This window comes from Microcoleus sp. PH2017_34_RAT_O_A (assembly GCF_020737885.1).
Lineage (GTDB): Bacteria > Cyanobacteriota > Cyanobacteriia > Cyanobacteriales > Microcoleaceae > Microcoleus.
In genome coordinates, this window is sequence record NZ_JAEQDD010000003.1 from 146,824 (window position 1) to 163,341 (window position 16,518).

Annotated in this window: 18 protein-coding genes; 8 read left to right on the forward strand and 10 right to left on the reverse strand. The window is 45.4% G+C overall.

The window, feature by feature from the left end; genetic code table 11:
- Positions 1–110: 110 nt before the first annotated feature.
- Complete coding sequence (locus JGK11_RS02875) at positions 111–488, reverse strand: DUF2267 domain-containing protein (RefSeq protein ID WP_293210485.1); 378 nt, start codon at positions 486–488, stop codon at positions 111–113.
- Positions 489–1,083: 595 nt separating this feature from the next.
- On the opposite strand from JGK11_RS02875, the gene JGK11_RS02880 reads away from it, so the two are divergent.
- The gene (locus JGK11_RS02880; RefSeq protein WP_293176288.1) at positions 1,084–1,539 is read left to right on the forward strand and encodes a response regulator; all 456 of its coding nucleotides are present in this window, start codon (positions 1,084–1,086) and stop codon (positions 1,537–1,539) included.
- On the opposite strand, the gene JGK11_RS02885 is transcribed toward JGK11_RS02880, so the two are convergent.
- The 5 genes from JGK11_RS02885 to JGK11_RS02905 form a co-directional block, all read right to left on the reverse strand.
- Positions 1,508–1,924 (reverse strand): DUF2294 domain-containing protein, encoded by a 417-nt coding sequence (locus tag JGK11_RS02885; RefSeq protein WP_293176290.1) that lies wholly within the window; start codon positions 1,922–1,924, stop codon positions 1,508–1,510. The two genes, JGK11_RS02880 and JGK11_RS02885, sit on opposite strands and share 32 nt — an antisense overlap.
- Positions 1,925–2,138: 214 nt before the next feature.
- Complete coding sequence (locus tag JGK11_RS02890) at positions 2,139–2,525, reverse strand: BON domain-containing protein (RefSeq protein WP_293176292.1); 387 nt, start codon at positions 2,523–2,525, stop codon at positions 2,139–2,141.
- 236 nt (positions 2,526–2,761) lie between these two features.
- Positions 2,762–2,968: a hypothetical protein gene (locus tag JGK11_RS02895; RefSeq protein ID WP_293210488.1), complete on the reverse strand. Its 207-nt coding sequence runs from the start codon at positions 2,966–2,968 to the stop codon at positions 2,762–2,764.
- Positions 2,926–3,195 (reverse strand): hypothetical protein, encoded by a 270-nt coding sequence (locus JGK11_RS02900; RefSeq protein ID WP_293210490.1) that lies wholly within the window; start codon positions 3,193–3,195, stop codon positions 2,926–2,928. Before JGK11_RS02900 ends, JGK11_RS02895 begins: the two co-directional genes overlap by 43 nt.
- The gene (locus tag JGK11_RS02905) at positions 3,189–3,476 is read right to left on the reverse strand and encodes a glycogen-binding domain-containing protein (RefSeq protein WP_293176296.1); all 288 of its coding nucleotides are present in this window, start codon (positions 3,474–3,476) and stop codon (positions 3,189–3,191) included. The genes JGK11_RS02900 and JGK11_RS02905 overlap by 7 nt, the downstream gene beginning before the upstream one ends.
- A 771-nt stretch (positions 3,477–4,247) precedes the next feature.
- Here JGK11_RS02905 and JGK11_RS02910 point away from each other — a divergent pair.
- Complete coding sequence (locus JGK11_RS02910; protein ID WP_293176298.1) at positions 4,248–4,496, forward strand: hypothetical protein; 249 nt, start codon at positions 4,248–4,250, stop codon at positions 4,494–4,496.
- A 387-nt stretch (positions 4,497–4,883) separates the two neighbouring features.
- On the opposite strand, the gene JGK11_RS02915 is transcribed toward JGK11_RS02910, so the two are convergent.
- Positions 4,884–5,708, reverse strand: a complete 825-nt coding sequence (locus tag JGK11_RS02915) for a cyanophycinase (RefSeq protein ID WP_293176300.1) — start codon at positions 5,706–5,708, stop codon at positions 4,884–4,886.
- Between the two features lie 355 nt (positions 5,709–6,063).
- Positions 6,064–6,261 (reverse strand): hypothetical protein, encoded by a 198-nt coding sequence (locus tag JGK11_RS02920; RefSeq protein ID WP_293149664.1) that lies wholly within the window; start codon positions 6,259–6,261, stop codon positions 6,064–6,066.
- Positions 6,262–6,741: 480 nt separating this feature from the next.
- On the opposite strand from JGK11_RS02920, the gene JGK11_RS02925 reads away from it, so the two are divergent.
- The 6 genes from JGK11_RS02925 (at position 6,742) to coaBC (ending at position 15,551) form a co-directional block, all read left to right on the forward strand.
- Positions 6,742–8,004, forward strand: a complete 1,263-nt coding sequence (locus JGK11_RS02925; RefSeq protein WP_293210493.1) for a transposase — start codon at positions 6,742–6,744, stop codon at positions 8,002–8,004.
- Positions 8,005–8,319: 315 nt separating this feature from the next.
- A complete protein-coding gene (locus tag JGK11_RS02930) occupies positions 8,320–10,230 on the forward strand; it encodes an acetate--CoA ligase family protein (protein WP_293210496.1) in 1,911 nt (636 codons plus the stop codon).
- A gap of 402 nt (positions 10,231–10,632) precedes the next feature.
- On the forward strand, positions 10,633–12,717 hold the full coding sequence (locus JGK11_RS02935; protein ID WP_293210499.1) for a CHASE domain-containing protein: 2,085 nt from the start codon (positions 10,633–10,635) through the stop codon (positions 12,715–12,717).
- Positions 12,718–13,071: 354 nt separating this feature from the next.
- A complete protein-coding gene (locus tag JGK11_RS02940) occupies positions 13,072–13,698 on the forward strand; it encodes an alpha/beta hydrolase (RefSeq protein ID WP_293176306.1) in 627 nt (208 codons plus the stop codon).
- Positions 13,699–13,743: 45 nt separating this feature from the next.
- A complete protein-coding gene (locus JGK11_RS02945; protein WP_106150386.1) occupies positions 13,744–13,956 on the forward strand; it encodes a DUF2555 domain-containing protein in 213 nt (70 codons plus the stop codon).
- 392 nt (positions 13,957–14,348) lie between these two features.
- Complete coding sequence (gene coaBC, locus JGK11_RS02950) at positions 14,349–15,551, forward strand: bifunctional phosphopantothenoylcysteine decarboxylase/phosphopantothenate--cysteine ligase CoaBC (protein WP_363319089.1); 1,203 nt, start codon at positions 14,349–14,351, stop codon at positions 15,549–15,551.
- Positions 15,552–15,677: 126 nt separating this feature from the next.
- Here coaBC and JGK11_RS02955 read toward each other — a convergent pair whose 3' ends face one another.
- Positions 15,678–16,064 carry a transcriptional regulator gene (locus tag JGK11_RS02955; RefSeq protein ID WP_293196319.1) on the reverse strand — a complete coding sequence of 129 codons (387 nt, stop codon included), beginning with the start codon at positions 16,062–16,064 and terminating at the stop codon, positions 15,678–15,680.
- Complete coding sequence (locus JGK11_RS02960; protein WP_293176310.1) at positions 16,036–16,380, reverse strand: type II toxin-antitoxin system RelE/ParE family toxin; 345 nt, start codon at positions 16,378–16,380, stop codon at positions 16,036–16,038. The genes JGK11_RS02955 and JGK11_RS02960 overlap by 29 nt, the downstream gene beginning before the upstream one ends.
- Positions 16,381–16,518: the final 138 nt, after the last annotated feature.

Consider the following 16,518-nt stretch of genomic DNA (forward strand, 5'->3'; position numbering starts at 1 on the left):
CACTACAAACCAATCTAGAAACCGGGTCATCGGACAAGCTTCTGACTGAGAGTGCAGAATGCTGGAACAATCAACCCGGTTGCTCAGTATTTATACTGGGAAATATCCCCTTAAGCCGACTCCCAAATTTCCCTAATTCTGTCCGGTAAAAAGCTCGCTATTTCCTGAATTCGCTCCTGGGACAACTCATCCTTCGTTGCCGAAAATACACCCGCGATCGCAGTTTCCGATTTTACTCCCGAAGGAAGTGAGCCTTCTAGTTCGACCCTCCGTACAAACAAATTGGAATCGATGCCCAAAGGTGCAGGCCCGCGCAAAGGCTCACGCACCCGGCTTAGCAATCGTACCAGCGGATTCGTATCTTTCCAGAGGTCAGCTATTTCTGTTTGGAGGGTTTTGTCGTCCGTAGGTAAAACTTCTTTGTGCAGTTCGGCTTCCACGCGATCGCTGGCTTCTGTTGTCATCAAATCGCGCGGGCGGGCTTTCAACCAATTCTTTCTGGTAAGTTAAGTCGTCTCTGATTGCAATTGTCATCAACATCTCCTAGGTTAATATCTGGTAAACAGTCAGTAAAAAATGATATTTTTACGGGTTTAATTAGCGATAATTACTACTTAAAAACATTGAAATCTAAACCGGAGAAATAAGTATCTCTCAGCAGGTGGAAGTTGTTAAATTTATGTGCCTCATCTAATCTTTCTTTAGGTAGATACACGGAGGATATCAGTAGTGTAATGTTGAGGGAATTCTCAAAAACTGCGGCCACTCTTCAAAGCAAAAATTAAGCTAGGATAGTTTATTAGCAAGCTTTTTCCTAGTAATCGCCTCTTGTTGTCAAAGCTGACGCAACCTTAGGACGTAAGTTGGCAATTTGCCCGGGGATCAGTAAAATTATGGAGATACTGTGGAGCGATCAACTGGTGCAGTCTTTGCCAGAACTCGCAGCCATATTGTACAATCTGGTTAGACCGAAGACTGGCCATCTGAGAGCTACAAATACGAGCCAATCTGTTTCAAGTGCCCGAGCGCCACTTGAAGAATGCCTCGGGTACAACTTTTACGATCGTTTTTCGATCTGGATTTATGAACTACCCTACGTGGAATCAGCATTTGGAATCTTCTTTAAATATGGGTCACCTGGCGGTTGACAAGCGTCCTCTCGTATTGGCTGTAGACGACAATCACGATAACTTAGAGCTGCTGACGCAAATACTCGATTTATTCGGCTGCGAGTGCGTAGGAGCCATGGACGGGTACAGTGCTCTTTCGACAGCAGTCTCGCGCTCTCCCGACCTAATCGTACTCGATATTTGTCTGCCCGATATAGACGGTATAGAATTAGTAAAGCGGATCAGAGAAAACCCGGATCTCAGACATATTCCGATCGTGGCCGTCACAGCACTAGCAAAAACAGAAGACCGGGATCGGATTCTCGAAGCAGGCTGCGTTGCATATCTTTCTAAACCTTTCAACATCAAGGATTTAGAACTAATTATCCGCCACCACCTCAACCATCAGCCACTTCTGGTTGAGTTTTAGACTTAGAAGTAGCATCGCGAACTTGAGGTGCAGACTCCAAAATTGCGATCGTTCCGGCGCGACCGGTCTCCAAAGTGGCATCGCTGAGGAGATCGATCACTCCCACACCCAAAACTTCTTTGATTAAGTCTTTCAGTGGCAATTCCAGAACTGACTCTAATTGCGATCGCACCTGGGAAGCCAAATCTTGCTGACCGTTCTGAGCCAGCAGTTTTTCTGGTTGAGTAATCGCATTTTCGATTACAATGATTAATTTGTTATCCAAAAGATTGCAGAGCGCCTGACTCGTTTGGTGTCCGAGTACAGATCGGTACAAAGCTTGAATCCCTTGCCCAAGACTCCGTTCTAATGTGCCGCGAGTAGGTACTAAATTTTCCCCGGTCATATTTTTTATGTACAGCAAGATCGCTCAAAAAAATACTTAATAGTTAACAGTTAACTTGTTAACCGTTAACTGTTCCCAACAACCGTCGCCCTAGCCAACGGGAGCATCTCAGTTTTGCAAAAAGCATTTTTTTTATTATAGTGCTGTCCCCGCTCGCGTATTCTACAACTCGCGAGCGGGGACAGCACTATAAATGCCAAACTGAGATGCTCCCCTAGCCAACAGTAACTTGATTGGTTTCCACCCCAGTTGCACCATTAATGCTTTTAGCAATTGTCACCAACTTGGTTACAATTTCCTGACTGGGAACTGTACCTTTGAGAACCACCGTAGTACCGTGTTGAGCAACATAAACAGTCTCAATGTCCGCCACATCAGGATTTGCATCGAAAGCCTGAGCCACCCGTTTAGCTAAACCGCTTTGATCGTATTCTCCATTCAATCCCATGCGTTCCGGCGGGATTGTTTTAGTCGCAGCCGCAGCAGGTTGAGTTTGAACTTGAGCTTGAGATGGAGCTACAGGTGCTTGGTAAGCAGGAGCTTCCACATTTTCTTGATTTTCCAGTTTTTCTAAACCAAACAGTCTTTTTAGCCAGCCCATAGAAGTTACCCTCTCACAATATTTTTGTTAATTGACATTTGGCACGGCGCCGTACAATTCTTATGCTCAATACTAGGAATTGCGATCGCCATTCAGGACGCATACACCGAGTTGTTATGGCCATCAGGCTCGGTATAAAAACCCGGTTGATCGAGTTGTATGTGCCAGTCATAAATACAATTTAATCTTCTACAACTTCACCAAACCTCTGCCTGGGGACATAAATTTTTCTCATCTCAAAGAAATACATGAGCCGACCATTCCGGCAAATCAAACTTAAAGTCTTCTTCCCCAACTCCTACAATTTTGTTGTACATCCACTCGTGCCAAGTTCCGGTATCGGGAAAGTTAGGAATACAGTAATCAGATAGATAAGTGTCCGAAAATTTAGCCACCACTACTATTCGCGAACCATCATCGTTCCAGCGATAGTAAGCGAGCACTTTAGCTTCGGCATTTTGGTGATAAATTCAATGTTTTCGGTGTAAAGTGCCGGAACATTTGTCCGCAATCGAATCAGGTGTTTGTAGTATTCCAACAAATCATGATTCTGCTGATTGTTCAACAAAGACCATTGCAATTTATTCGGCTGGTTGGGGGTTTGGCGAGTGGATTGTCCGAACTCTTCGCCCATCCACAGCATCGGTATTCCTACTGCTGTGACTAGCAAAACTGCTGCCAATTTAGCGCGTTTAAAATATGAGCAGTGCTGTCAATCTCAGTAGCGTAGGGGTCATTAACTTTTACCCATTCGTCGGTTTCAAAACAAGGACTCTGCGACTGCACTCGGAACTTATATTGATAAATACCGCCTGCGAGCTGAATTTTAGTGTGGAAATAACCTCTATCATCTTTTTCTAAGGGAATTTCTTCCCATTTAGAAAAAGAGCCGAGCACTGTAGCTGCTTTGTTGTTGGGAGCGAAGAGTTTGAATTCAATTGCAGCGGCCATGAATACCTTTTACGCAGAACTTATAACTGTGATTAGTATTCATTTTTACAATTTTGCCAATCTGTCGCCATCGTTCTTAAGAGTTAAATCGTAACTCGAATGTTGTCACGAGTTCCGCGCGCACCCTACAGGGTGGTTTTATTGTCATCATAAAAATTAGGTACGTAGTTGGGCTTGGGCCCTCTTTATCTATACGTCTCAAGAGGGCCCAAGCCCAACTACGTACCTTTATCTCTCCGAACCCCTGAATGAAATCAAAATTGTAGCTAAAGTAACTAAAACTTATCGATCGCTGTTTATGAAAATTAATTTAACTTTTGATAACTAGATAAATCGCCTTCAGATATTAATATTTGTAACTAAAGGAACATTTTTTAGCTGACAGAGCTAATACCGTAGAAAGATGTCATTTTAGGCGGAAACAGCGAGGATGAGCTTGTAGTTATCAAGTAAGGGAAACCAGAAAGATAAATACTTTATTCAACTGGATTCTCGGGCGATCGCCTTTAAGTCAAGTTTGAGCGGATCAGAGCAATGATTATTTTTGCTTATACCTTGGTAGCACTTGTTTTTTAGTCAAAGACTGGGAAACTGTGCAGAACCAAAATCAGCTTAAACGACTGCTGCTACCTCAGTAATTGGTAATCGGTGAAAATTTCATCCGTCCCTGTTACCTGTTAGATCTTCCGAGCAGCGGCTAAGATGGCTCTAAAAGTTTAATTTGGGATGTTGACGAATTACCGTTACTGTAAAAACTCTGGAGTGTTAAAAATGCTAAAACAAATGTGTTGGTTGCCCAGATTGGGAGGCAATGGAGAAAAGATATTGCACCTGCGTACCGAAGCTCGTCAAGCGTGGCGGCCTTATACAGCTTTTCCGCAGTTCGCGGTTTCGGACTACATGGAGCCAGGGGGTTCTAAGGGATGGGCAACTTTTCAGAGGCTGATAACTCAAGGGTGGAATTTAGTATCGACTGAAGATGGGCAGCAGTCGTTTTTTGACGAACAAAAAAGTGCTTAAAAAAGCAGAAACGGCAGCAATAAAAGAAGAGGTAAAATCCTCTTCTTTTTATTAGTGTCTTGGACGAAGTATCAGGTTTTTTTAACCCTGAGATCGTGTCCGGTGGATTACCATCACAAAAATGTTCGTAGTGCGGACTTCAGTCCGTAAAAAGCTGCGGACTGAAGTCCGCACTACGAACAAAAAGGTTTGTAGTGCGGACTTCAGTCCGCTCTCATGCAGCTTCTATAACCACTAAACTAAGAGGGCCCAAGCCCAACAACGTACCTCATAGGAGAGCTCGATCCGCTATACTTCGTTCAAGCACTAAGGTGCGATCGATCGCACCCTAGATAATTTTGAGATTTTTGGACAGTTGCAGGTAAGTTGCCCGATCGCCCTTTCTGACTATGCTACCGTTGCTACCCTATCGAGCATCGGCTGGCGAGTTTTCAAATTAAACCGGTATCCGTGGGGGAGGATGTGCAACTTGGCCCCGCAAATCGCCAAAGCCTCATCCTTCAACAGTCCATCCATATTGTCGTGGAGTTTTTCCGACTCGTCGATGACAGTTACAGCCCCTTCGCCAATGACTTCAACCACGTCACCGCTGACTAAAATAGCTGTATTTTCGTCAATCCCAAATCCCAAGACTGCTGGTTGCAACAAGAGTGCAGCAACTAAGCGTCCCAGACGGCCTCGCTGGGCGAAATGCTGGTCGATGACAATTCCCGGCAGGAAACCCATTCCCGGGCCCATTGCTACCACGTCAACGCGAGGATTTGTCTCGGAGTCTCCTTCAATAATCATCATGTCTGGCATCATCGCCGCGCCTGCACTGGTGCCGCCAATAATCGCCCCTTCGGAGTAGCGTTTGTGCATAGCTGCGTCGAGTTTGGTATCTTTCAAGCAGCTAATAATCCGCGCTTGCTCCCCGCCGGTAAAGAATATGCCAGTCGCTTGTTCGATCGCTTCTAAATAATCTGGATTGTCAGCATCTTCGGCTTTCTGGGTGTCAACCACTCGCACATCTTCAGCGCCCAGCCTCTCAAACACTCTGATGTAATTATCTCCGACTTCTCCTGGGAGGCTGGTAGCAGCCGTCATCACTACAATGCGGGCTTTAGTGCCTCCAGCACACCGCAAGAATTCCCGCAGAATTTTGCAATCCCCGTCTTTGTCTTCGGCGCCGCCAATAATTAGCAACTTTCCCTGATTTTCGCTGCCAGCCATACGATCTGCACTCTTAATGGATTATATTTCACTAAAACATAACATTTTTGTTTCCTAACACTGCCAAAAGGTAGAGATTGATACAGAATAAACATCTGATTTTGATAGGTGTTGGAAGCACGCAACTCAAGCATTCCGGTTATTTCGCTCGAATGCGGGGCTGTAACGCGATTTTTTATAAAAAACTAACCCCTCCTCAGGCCATGGAGGAGGGGTCAAAAAATGAGTTTACATTACAGTCTTGGACGCGCGACGGGGTATCAACCCGATTTCTGACTGGAGACTTCACCCATAAACCTCTTATTTTTCGTATCAACCGGGTCGATCGGCGCTTCTAGATTAGTTCGATCGCGAATTAGTGCGATCGCTCGATCAAATTGCTCAATACTGTACGCGCTCGTTCCAAAGGCAGGTGTCGGGGTTTGCCGTTCCAGACAATCTGATATTCGTTGCTATGTTGACCGTCACCGTACCCAGAAATCAGCTTCAAGTGAAATGCTTCCTCAGCTAATTGATGAACTTGATCCCTGAGAGCAGTTTGTGCGATTTTCATAATTCTCTGCCTCTTAAATCCTTTTTCACAGTCATAGCCAATTTTAATTGGCCGTGTACCTCTCAAAAGTTATAGCTTTTTTTCATTAGTGATTAATAATTTAGTCATTAGTAATTTAGTCATTAGTGATTAGTATTCGTAATGGCGAATTGGTAATTGGGAATTGGTAATTGGGCAATTCTCCCCCTCTCCCTCTCTCCCCCTCTCCCCCTCTCCCATTCTCTCCCTCTCTCTGCAATATAGTGGCGATCGCACCCCATGAGGTATGCCAGATTCTGCGAATGTCAGGATTTGTAAACGGTGGCGTCTGTACCTCCAAAAACCCGATCGAGTCTATAGTGCGTATGCTGAGAACCCCGGTCTTTCCCGCAGGGTATGAAAGCTAGAGGCAGGCTTAAGCCAGCAGCGTCAAAATGTTTTGAGTTCAGCCCGGAATAATCCTACAAAATGGTGTAGTATTTTGTAGGAGGTAATTGAACAATGCTGACATTAACTTACGAGTACAAGGCAATACCCACGGATGAGCAAATCCAACTGATTGAGCGCACTTTAGATGTGTGTAGAAAGGTGTGGAACTTTGCTTTGCGTGAGCGCAAAGACTGGTACAACTCGCGTAAGTGCCCAATTAATGCTTGTTCAATTACCTCTGAGTACATGATTCCAGCGGATGCGCCATACCCAAACTACTACGTACAAGCCAATGCGCTAACTCAAGCAAAGACCGTTTTTCCTGAGTTAGCAACAGTCAACGCTCAGGTCTTGCAGCAGGTTTTAAGGAAACTTGAAACCGCGTTTGTAGATATGAAGCGCAAGGGAATGGGGTTCCCCAGGTTCAAGAAGCGTGATGCAATGCGATCATTTGTATATCCACAAATGGGCAAAAGTCAATTCTTGAAGGGTAATCAAATCAAGCTGCCTCAATTGGGGTGGATGGGGTATATCAAGTCTCGCGAAATTCCTGACGGGTTTGTAGTTAAGCAAGCTCGAATTGTTCGTAAGGCTTCTGGATACTTTCTTATGCTGACACTCGAAAGCGCTGTTAGCGTCCCTGACACTGTGCCCACAGGATACCCTGTTGGAATTGATTTAGGGCTGGACAAATTTGCTGCAACTTCTGAAGGCGCGCTGATAGAGCGCCCAAAGTTTCTAAATTCACTGCAACGCGAGTTGACATTACTGCAACGCAGACTGAAGCATAAAAAACTGGGATCTGGCAATCGACGCCAGCTCAATCAGAAAATTGCACGACTTCATCAACACATTGCCGATACCCGCAAAGATTGGCACTTTAAGCTAGCTCACAAACTTTGTGACGGCGCGGGGATGTTGTTTGTAGAGGATATTGACTTTCGGGCATGGGCTAAAGGGATGCTCGGTAAGCATACTTTAGACGCTGGGTTTGGTCAATTTGTATCCATCTTGGAATGGGTATGCTGGAAGCGCGGCGTTTACTTTGGCAAGGTAAATAAAGACTTTACCTCCCAAGTGTGCCCACAGTGCGACACCCATACTGGCAAAAAAGAATTGAAGGACAGGATTCATTCTTGTCCCGAATGCGGCTACATAACTCATAGAGATGTTGCAGCCGCGCAAGTGATCCGCAATCGTGGGATCTCTGGGGTGGGACGCATCCTGGACGAAATTGCCTGTGGAGATGGTCTGACGGGGACTGGCAACAGTCTAGTTAAGAATCAGAGAAGCAGGAAGAAGAGTGGAGAAGCGCAGCTTAAGCCCGCTTCGTAACATCCTTTAAGAATCCCCGTGCATTCATGCCGGGGAGTACGTCAAATGCGCGATCGATTACCGATTACCGGAAATACCTCATCTGTCTGAGACTCTACAATAGAGCTCTTGCTCCCGTCAAATTCACCCCCCGCAAGTCCCCCCTTAACAAGGGGGGAAACAAGAATAATCTTGCTCCCGGACCTGATTCAAGGTTCGGGTTGGGATGGGGTGCTTTGTATTTTTGCAAGAGTTCTAATATCTATGCCCGCAGGTAGTATCCAATGCGCCGACAAGAGAGCTAGTGTGACAAGTTAGCTCAAAGGAGGTCAAAAAATGCTTCAAGAAAAAAATACCGAGACAACCCGCGTCAATGCTAGAAAAACCGATGTTTTTGATATTTTCAACTTCAAACATTACATCGGGCCAAACCCTTATTTAGAAACAGCGGCTTTAGTTTTCGATTTTGCGGTGACGGAGGCGATCGCACCACAGCCGATCGCACATTATCATGAAATTATTGGCGATCGCTACCCGCAACTACTAGGCGAAACCTTCACGAACCACGCCCAACTGTTCGGCCGCACCGCCTCAGAAGTAGCAAAACTCGACATGGGTTTGCACTTCCAACACTGGAACGTCAAACCATTTTCTCACTTTAGCAGAATCAGCATAGAAGCACTTCATGCCCGCAGCGCCAGAGCCGTAGTTTACGCTGTTTGGGATTGGTTTGAAGCCATCAATCAAAATCAAGATTTCCCCCTAGAAGCACAAATTGGCGCGCTGCAAAATATGTTCCGCCAGTCTGTTTACGGAGGCCCGACAGTTTATTCATTAATGCGATCGGCATCCCAAAAAGGCATTCCCACATTTTATTTGTGGGATGAAGGATTGATGCAATACGGTTACGGTAAAAAACTGGTGCGTGGCTCTGCCACAACTTTTGATTCCGACAGTCATTTAGACTCGGATTTTACCACACGCAAAGATGATTGTAAAGCTTTTCTTGCTACCTTAGGATTTCCAGTTCCCAAAGGCGATATCGTCTCCACAGAAAACGGAGCTCTGGGAGTTGCAAGAGAAATTGGCTACCCAGTTGCTATCAAACCAGTAGTCGGTCATAAAGGAATTGGCGTCACCGCAGATATCCGAGATGCAGAAGAATTGCAGGCGGCTTTTAAAAGAGCAGTTAACGCAATTCCCGAAACATGGCCCGTGCGAGTTATTGTGGAAAATAGCATCAAAGGAGCGGATTTTAGGCTGCTGTGCGTTGACGGCAAGTTTGTTTCTGCAACTGAACGTCGGCCCGCTTGGGTAACAGGGGACGGCGAGTCAACTATTCGGGAATTGATCCGCCGCGAAAACCGCAAACCAGAACGCTTGGACACGCCAACTTCGGCGATGAGCAAAATTCAGTCCGACGAAGCGATGGAAATGTACCTGGAACAACAAGGGCTGTCATTGGATAGTGTCGTAGAGCGCGATCGCACTGTATCTCTTCGCAAAGTAGCCAATCTTTCCGCAGGCGGCGTCAGCATCGATGCTACCCGCACCATTCACCCGGATAACATTGTTTTAGCTCAAGATATCGCCCTGCATTTTCGGTTAACTTGTTTGGGGATTGATGTTGTCACAGAAACTCTCGCCAAATCTTGGAAAACCGGGAATTTTGGGATTATCGAAATCAATGCCGCGCCGGGAATTTTTATGCACCTCAACCCGGCTGTCGGAGAAGGGGTTGATGTGCCTTCACATATTATTGATACTTTCTTTGATTCTGGAAAGTCAGCCAGAATTCCGATTATTACGTTCAACCGAATTTCGGTACACGAACTGCAAGAAACAATTGACCACATTCTGTTGCAACATCCTGATTGGACAATCGGTGCTGTTTGTCGCACTGGACTTTTTGTCAACCGTTCTGAAAAGGTTTTGCATAAAAATTACAATCTTAATGTGCAAACTTTGCTGCGAAATCCTAAACTCGATTTGTTGATTGCTGAATATCCCGAAAATGTTTTGGAAGCTGAGGGAATGTTTTATCAGGGCAGTAATATGGTGGTGCTGGATAATCCGGGGGAAACAGAGATGATTTTGCTCAGGGAAAGCACTGATGATGATACTGTGGTGGTGCGGGAAGGCAATAGTATTTCTATCCGCCGCCAAGGTTTGATCGAACAGTACAGTCTGGAGGATGGGGAACCGTTTACTCGGGTGTATTTGAAGGAAATTGGGACTATTTTGTAAGGTGCAAATTGCCACTTGAGTAAGGTGTGGGTTGCATACAATTAAATCAACACAAAGGTGCGAATTATTACTCGCACAAAGTAATAAGCGCACCTTCGTGTTGACGGTTAAGTGCAAATTGCTATTTAGGCAAGGTGTGTAGCGCCCACTCAAATTTAACAATCAAGTGCGAATTGCTACTTGTGTAAGGTGCATTCGGCGCACTATACTGAGGTAAAGTAATTGTTATATTGTCGTTACCAAACTAATATTTTCGTAGAAACCGAACTTTATGAAGATAAATTCATATTTGTGCGATCTTAAGTTTTGACACAATCTTGTTTCTGCGCTGTCGATCGTGTTATCAAGGAAATTCAGAACTATTTAAACGAATCGCACTCCGGTGCCAAAAACTCTGGAAATATGAATGTTGCGAGCAATTGGTTTAATTCACTGACGAAAAATTTACAGTCGTATCGCCGCTACATTCCAGCAGCGTTGACTCTTTGCACGGGTGCCGGCTTGTCATTGATAGCGGCTGCCGTTGTCTGGAATTGGGAAAATCAGCGGATGGCAGCAGAATTTCATCAGCAAGCCGATCGCCTGAATGCGACTTTACAGCAAAGCATCAACAAAAACTTAGATTTTCTGTACTCAATTCAAGCATTCTACAGCGCATCTGCTGAAGTTAGCAGACAAGATTTGAGGGAATTCGTTCAACCGGCACTGTCCCGAAATGCTGCCGTCTTTTCTGTAAACTGGGTTTTGCGCGTCCCGGCTGCGGACAAAGCAGCTTACGAACAGACAATTCGAGCCGAAGGTTTTCGGGCATTTCAAATCTACGAGCGAGATGCTGACAAAAAGCCTGTACCAGTAAAAGCGCGATCGGAATATTTTCCTGTCACGTACAGAGAAGCCCTGGAAGCAGATACAAAATCACTGGGTTTCGATCTGGCTTCCAATCCCGAACGCAAAGCAGCTTTAGAGAAGTCGGTGAATACCGGGAAAATAGCTGCTTCGGGGAAGATTAAATTAATTAAGAACGATAGACCTGGAGTGCAACTATTTCTGCCAGTACCTGGCCGCGCAAGTTCTCCAGATAACTCGGCAAACAGCCGCGAAAACCTCAGGGGAGTGATTTCAGGTGTGTTTCAGATTACCAATATGGTCAATTTTTATTTAGAATCACTGAATTTAGACCACATAAATTTTTATCTCTATGACAACTCCGCCACAGAAAAAGAACGGTTTTTGATGCGCTACGACTCGCAAACCAAGCAGTTTATAGATAATCCACAACTAGAACATCCAGAGTTAACTAATCTCCGGCAACCTATCTGTGAAAATAAGAGTACTTGCACTCGCACATTCAACGTAGCAGACCGCCAGTGGATGCTGCTAGTTTTGCCGGGAAAGGGGTACGATAGTCTGAGCGCCCATGAGGGTTCGCTGGCAATTGGCGCGATCGGGCTTTTGATGAGTGGCAGCTTGACGGCTTACCTGTTGATGTCTCTAGGACGTACAGCCAAAGTAGAACACCAAGTGCGCGATCGTACAATTCAACTAAAAGAGCGCACCGCTGAACTAGAAACGGCACTGACAAATTTACAGTCAGCGCAATTAAAACTAATCCAAACTGAAAAAATGTCCAGCTTGGGGCAGTTGGTGGCTGGAGTCGCTCACGAAATTAACAATCCTGTCTGCTTTATTTCTGGCAACCTGAGCCATACAGGCGAATATACTCAAAACTTGCTGGAACTTGTGAAAATATACCAGCAGCAATATCCCAACCCAACGCCAGAAGTACAAGGAAAACTACAAGAGATCGATTTGGAATTCATTAGTGAAGACTTGCCTAAACTCCTAAAATCGATGAATGTAGGAGCCGAACGCATCCGCCAGATTGTGCTTTCTCTGCGAAATTTTTCGCGTTTGGATGAAGCTGAAATGAAGTCGGTCGATCTTCACGAAGGCCTTGACAGTACCTTGATGATTTTGGACGGTAGGCTAAAAGCTAGCGGTGATTTTCCCGGCATTAAAATTATCAAAGAATACGGCAAATTGCCCTTGGTGGAGTGCTGGGCAGGACAATTAAATCAGGTATTCATGAATATTTTAAGCAATGCGATTGATGTTTTGTATGACGGCGAAAAAAATAAACATTTAATCGCAAAATCTTCCTCAGAGTCGCCTTTTTTACCTACCATTGTGATTCGCACTGAACTTTTAAGTTATAATTGTGCGTGCGTGCGGATCGCGGACAATGGAGCGGGCATGACGGAGAAGGTAAAACAACGTTTGTTTGAGCCATTTTTTACTACCAAACCTGTAGGCAAAGGTACCGGATTGGGATTGTCGATTAGCTATCAAATAGTGGAAAAACATCAAGGTTCGCTCAGGTGCGTATCGGCTCCGGGAGAGGGAACTGAATTCTGGATTGAGGTACCCGTGCGGCAACAGCCCGAGCAATCAGTTGCTAATATTTCATCAGCGGTACGCGTCAGTTGACAGTTGACAGTTGACAGTTGACAGTTGACAGTTATATGGCGGTGCCAAGAGTGCGGGCCCTCTTAGGAATGAGAATTAAATAACTTACAATTTTTATTGTTATTGTGGGATGGGCGGGAGAACCCGTTCTTTCTAGACGGGCGGGACGCCCATCCCACAAATATGTATAAATTATTTAATTTGCGATCCTTAATTGACAGTTGACAGTTTAAACAATACCGATGCAACCGGAAACGATATTAGCAAGCACATCCTAATTTACATTTAAATATTACCGAAAACAAATATCTGGGATTTTACGCGCCGCGACAATTTATCATTGTAGTAAGGTCTGATTACCAATTACTAATTACGATGTCTTTACAATTTATTAGCATTCCGCCAACCACCGATCGCAAACCAGTCGCTTTAATTGTCGCTTTGCACGGATGGGGTGCTAATGCTCGGGATTTGACTGCGTTAGCACCGGCTTTCAATTTGCCGGATTATCAGTTTGTGTTTCCCGATGCTCCGTTTCCCCATCCCCAGGTAATGGGTGGCAAAATGTGGTATGACTTGGCAAACAAAGATGCTGAGGGATTGGTAGAAAGCAGGGAATTGCTGAAGGAATTATTGCTGTCTTTGGAAAGCAGCACGGGCGTGCCTTTGTCTCGCACGATTTTAGGAGGCTTTTCTCAAGGCGGGGCGATGACTCTGGATGTGGGTTTGACTTTGCCCGTAGCTGGTTTAATTTGTCTGAGCGGTTATTTGCACTCGTCGATTTCGCCCGTTGCTGGGAGTGCTTTGCCGCCTGTTTCGATCGTGCACGGTACTCAAGATAATATTGTGCCCGTTAGTGCTGCGGTGCGATCGCGCGAGAGTTTGACTGCTTGGGGAGCACCCGTGCAGTATCGAGAATTTAACATGGGACACGAGATTCTGCCGGAAGTTGTAGATGTAATGCGAAGTTTTGTTGTAGAAACTGTGTCTAAATCTGATTAAAGGCTTAGGATATAGTATGGCGGAAGTCTCGGGCAGGGTCAAAAAATGAAAACTTTAACCAAAGCATCGCGCGATATTGCTGTACTTACTTCTCAGGACGTGGCAGAATTGGCTGTCCGTTTGGAGGTTGACGATTATACAGATCCTTTTGAGGGATTGAATGATTGGCATTTGTTGCGATCGCTTGCCTTTCAGCGGCCGGAGATGGTTGAACCCTATCTCCACCTTCTGGATATGGAAGCCTACGACGAAGCATAGGCTTAAAAATCTAGCTCAAAATTTCGACGGGATTGAGGAAGAAGTTAGCAGCATATTTTGTTGCGGATTGAACAGATGAGTTATGGATTTTTGTCTGTTTTCATCTCAACTTCTTTCTTGATTCTTTTTTATTGAAATATGAAACAAGGTTGGTAGTGAGGACTTTAGTCCTTCATGGATGCGGACTAAAGTCCTCACTACCAACCAATCTTATATCCAAATAATATTATAAGTAAGTCGTTTTTTATCTAAAGGGATCATCTCATTTTTGAAAAAAGCATTTTTCATTATAGTGCGAGCGTCCCCGCTCGCGAGCAGTATAATACTCGCGAGCGGGGACGCTCGCACTATATGCAAAACTGAGATGCTCCCTATCTAAAATATAAAATCCTATGGTGAAAGGTAGACGAATTTTAATCGGCGTTAGTGGCGGGATTGCCGCTTACAAAGTTTGTGAAGTAGTTTCAACTTTAGCAAAAGCAGGAGCTGAAGTTAAAGCAATTCTTACGGATGCGGCCGGGGAGTTTGTCACGCCTTTGACTTTTGCTACTCTTTCCCGCCATCCTGCTTTTACAGACAAGGATTTTTGGCAAGCAAATCACGGCCGCCCGCTGCACATTCAACTGGGAGAATGGGCGGAAGTTTTTGCGATCGCTCCCCTGACTGCTAATACTTTGGCTAAGCTGGCGGGGGGTTTTGCTGATAATTTGTTGACTAATACTGTCTTAGCTTCTACTTGCCCAATTTTGCTGGCGCCGGCGATGAATACTGATATGTGGGAACAGCCTGCGGTGCAGCGGAATTGGCGGGAAGTGTTGACTTATCGGCGCTATCATGCGGCGAATCCGGGGGCGGGAATGCTGGCGTGCGATCGCGCGGGTGTCGGTAGAATGGCTGAACCTCATGAGATTTTGCCTCATATTGAGTCGCTGTTGTATACCAAGGGCGATCGAGATTTAGCCGGTAAACGGGTGTTAATCAGCGCGGGAGGAACCCGAGAACACCTCGATCCGGTGCGGTTTATCGGCAATCCTTCTACCGGCAAAATGGGCATAGCTTTGGCGCAAGCTGCACTGCATCGCGGCGCGGCTGTGACGCTGGTACACAGCATAACTGGGGAATTGTCGCTGTCTGGTGTACGGGCGATCGCAGTTACCAGCGCCCAAGAAATGCGACAGGCGATGCTAGAATGCTTTCACGATGCCGATTTGACGGTGATGGCGGCGGCGGTGGCGGATGTCAAACCAGTCGATCGCAGTAATCAGAAATTGCCAAAGCGATCGCTCCCCAATTCTTTACCGTTAGCGCCTGTAGCCGATATTGTGGCAGAGTTGGGGAACTTGAAGCAGCCGCACCAAAAGCTCATCGGCTTTGCAGCACAAACTGGGGATATTGTCAAGCCAGCGTTGGAGAAATTGCGGGCTAAGAAGCTGGATGTAATTGCCGCAAACCCGATCGATAAAATAGGTGCAGGTTTCGGCAGCAATACCAATCAAGCAATATTAATTAATACCGCCGGGAAGCAAGTAGAAATTGCACCTTGCAGCAAGCTAGAAATGGCTCACCGACTGTTAGATTTTGCGATAGAGCGGTGATATGATTCTCGGTGAATTAACGACCATATTTGTAGGGGCGGGTTCACAAAAAATCTTTGATTCACATTCACAATATCTATAAACCCGCCCTGACCGATGCACAGAATGCGATCGACTTCCAACTCGTTATAGATTAGCAGGTTCCGGGCATAATTCTGATTCCACAAAAGTTGTTGATTCCGACTCGGCCGGCAACTCAATATTTGCGATCTTAATTTCTAGTTTAAATCCTAAAGCTTCAAGCAATTCTACCAAACTGTAAATTTCCGAACCGCCGCTTTCAGTCAGCATCTTGTCGAGTTTTTCGTGATGTTCTTTTGCCGACTCCGAAAGAGCATTCATCCTGATTCTAGCCTCAATCACCTTTCTGATAGCATTTCTCAAAAGTGCGGGTTCAGGGTCTTTTTCTTCCAAAATAGCCCAGATATAGGCAGCAGCTTCTTCCGGCTCTTTGAGAGATTCAATTAGGTACTCGCGGTAGCTATCACTTGTCGGTGCTTTCACGTCTTTCATAATCTTCCCAGTATACTATAGCTTGTCGAATGTCTTGTTCTTGAGTGCTTTTATCTCCGGCTACTAGGATGACGACAATTGTCAACCCAACTTGTCCGAAGTAGACGCGGTAGCCCGGCCCATAATTAATTCTGAGTTCAAAAACTCCTTCTTTTACTGACTTGACATCTCCGAGATTACCTTGCTCAACTCGGTCAAGCCTAGATTTGATTCTAACTCTAACATTCCGATCGCGGAGGGCATCAAGCCACTCGGTAAATGGTGCCCTACCCTCTGCTGTAGTGTAACGTCGAATTTCCCTGGGTTGTACTTCCACAATTTTATCTTAATTCTTGGCTAATTTCTATAATAAGCGCGATCGCCCTCAAATTTAAAAAGCAAATCATACTTAAGACAGAGGCATTCGATCGCCTTTCAGGTAAACCTTGTGCAGGAAACTTTGATTAAAACAGGG

Bases quoted from the DNA above. Each gene is read 5' to 3' on its own strand.
- JGK11_RS02880 (WP_293176288.1), top strand. From the start codon at position 1,084: ATGAACTACCCTACGTGGAATCAGCATTTGGAATCTTCTTTAAATATG.
- JGK11_RS02885 (WP_293176290.1), bottom strand. From the start codon at position 1,924: ATGACCGGGGAAAATTTAGTACCTACTCGCGGCACATTAGAACGGAGT.
- JGK11_RS02890 (WP_293176292.1), bottom strand. From the start codon at position 2,525: ATGGGCTGGCTAAAAAGACTGTTTGGTTTAGAAAAACTGGAAAATCAA.
- JGK11_RS02905 (WP_293176296.1), bottom strand. From the start codon at position 3,476: ATGGCCGCTGCAATTGAATTCAAACTCTTCGCTCCCAACAACAAAGCA.
- JGK11_RS02910 (WP_293176298.1), top strand. From the start codon at position 4,248: ATGCTAAAACAAATGTGTTGGTTGCCCAGATTGGGAGGCAATGGAGAA.
- JGK11_RS02915 (WP_293176300.1), bottom strand. From the start codon at position 5,708: ATGGCTGGCAGCGAAAATCAGGGAAAGTTGCTAATTATTGGCGGCGCC.
- JGK11_RS02920 (WP_293149664.1), bottom strand. From the start codon at position 6,261: ATGAAAATCGCACAAACTGCTCTCAGGGATCAAGTTCATCAATTAGCT.
- JGK11_RS02925 (WP_293210493.1), top strand. From the start codon at position 6,742: ATGCTGACATTAACTTACGAGTACAAGGCAATACCCACGGATGAGCAA.
- JGK11_RS02930 (WP_293210496.1), top strand. From the start codon at position 8,320: ATGCTTCAAGAAAAAAATACCGAGACAACCCGCGTCAATGCTAGAAAA.
- JGK11_RS02935 (WP_293210499.1), top strand. From the start codon at position 10,633: ATGAATGTTGCGAGCAATTGGTTTAATTCACTGACGAAAAATTTACAG.
- JGK11_RS02940 (WP_293176306.1), top strand. From the start codon at position 13,072: ATGTCTTTACAATTTATTAGCATTCCGCCAACCACCGATCGCAAACCA.
- JGK11_RS02945 (WP_106150386.1), top strand. From the start codon at position 13,744: ATGAAAACTTTAACCAAAGCATCGCGCGATATTGCTGTACTTACTTCT.
- coaBC (WP_363319089.1), top strand. From the start codon at position 14,349: ATGGTGAAAGGTAGACGAATTTTAATCGGCGTTAGTGGCGGGATTGCC.
- JGK11_RS02955 (WP_293196319.1), bottom strand. From the start codon at position 16,064: ATGAAAGACGTGAAAGCACCGACAAGTGATAGCTACCGCGAGTACCTA.